A 1,590-nucleotide genomic window follows, 5' to 3' on the forward strand; every position below is an offset into this window, starting at 1 on the left:
CTAAGAAACAGCCGGTTCAGGCGGAACGGGTGCCAAGGCGTAACCCAATGTCTTGGCGCGGCGCTGGAGGTTGGCGAGAACCCGCTGTCGGTGCCTTTCGTCGTATGCTGCGGCCCCTTGATCCTGATACGTCATGCCGTGGCGGATGGCGTTGTAGAACAGGACGGCGATCTTGCGGGCGGTGGCCGTCACCGCCTTTTGCTTCCCGACCCGCGCCGAGAGGCGGCGATAGAATGCACCAAGGGCAGTGTCGCTGCGTCCGATGGTTGTGGCGGCCAGTCGCAACAGGGCTGCCGCCCGGCTAGAGGAGCGCCGCGTCTTCGACGACAGGAGCTTGCCGCCGGAGATTTTGTTGCCCGGCGCCAGGCAGAGCCAGGACGTGAAGTGCTTCGCCGTCTTCCAGGCGCGCAGATCTGTTCCGCACTCCGCTACCAGCTTCAGCGCCAACGAAGGACCGAGGCCATGGATCTGAGTCAGGTCGGTTCCCAATACCCCGTAGAGCGCCGCCCGCACATCGAAGGCCGGTGCATTCACCTGCCTGCCTTTGATGCGGGCCTTCGGCAGCGGCGGCAGGTCTTTCCCGCCTTTGACAGACAGGGCGGCGACAGCCTCTTCCAGCCGCTGATCGCATTCCTCGATCTTGGCTTTGTAGAAGTCGTAAAGGTCGAGCGACTGCGCCAGAGCGAAGACGTGTTCCGCCCGGTCGTTGCCCACAAGTGCTGCCCGGATCGTCTCCGGCGAGGATTTGCACCGCACATCCCGGTAGTCGGCCAGCACGTCCGGATCGCGCTCTCCCGCAACAATGGCACGGATGATCTTCATACCGGTCGCGCCGGTGATGTCGGAGACCACGTGATGCAGTTGTAGGTTCATCTCCATCATGGCCTTCTGCATGTGCTGGATATGGGCGGCGGCATACTCGGTCAGCCGTTCGCGCTGGCGCATGTAGGCACGCAGCGTTGCGACCTCTGCATCAGGACGGAAACTCCCTCGTAGCAGGCCATAGGAATGCAGCTGACGTAGCCAGCCGGCATCGCTGACATCCGTTTTGCGGCCCGGCACGTTCTTCGCATATCGGGCGTTGACGAGGATTACCTCTAAGCCCCGGGCCTCGAGAATCTCGAACGCCGGTATCCAGTAGACGCCGGTCGACTCCATCGCCACGCTGGTGACGCCGCAATCGAGAAACCAATCGGCCAAGGCGTGCAGGTCCTGGGTGAAGGTGCCGAAAGCGCGCACCGGCATGTCACAGGTGGATGGGTTCACCGCCGCCATATGCATCGTTGAGCCAATATCGATTGCGGCCGCTGCGGGGTTGACCATCTTCAAATCCGGGTGGTCGCCGGTCGTGGGCTTAGGCATGGCATCTCCTCCGTTCAAGGTGAAGGGCGTGGGCCATGCAAGTTCGTCATCTTCCTAACCGGGATCGCCGCGATCGCGCCGTCACCACTCTCAAGTGCGCACCAGCCCATGTGCCACGTTTTTTAACGGGGTCCAGCCCACCAATAAGCGATCGGCAACTGCCCTTCGACATGAGCATAACACAGGCTGTTGCTACCGCGCACAGGCGGGCTGCGGCCCGGAACGGTT

1 protein-coding gene is annotated in these 1,590 nt (G+C 62.6%); it reads right to left on the bottom strand.

Features of this window, described 5'->3' with window-relative positions; translation table 11 throughout:
- A complete protein-coding gene (locus ABWV23_RS22310) occupies positions 1–1,362 on the bottom strand; it encodes an IS110 family RNA-guided transposase (protein ID WP_353351902.1) in 1,362 nt (453 codons plus the stop codon).
- Positions 1,363–1,590 lie beyond the last annotated feature (228 nt).

Source organism: Aquicoccus sp. SU-CL01552, from assembly GCF_040365005.1.
Classification (GTDB): domain Bacteria; phylum Pseudomonadota; class Alphaproteobacteria; order Rhodobacterales; family Rhodobacteraceae; genus Antarcticimicrobium.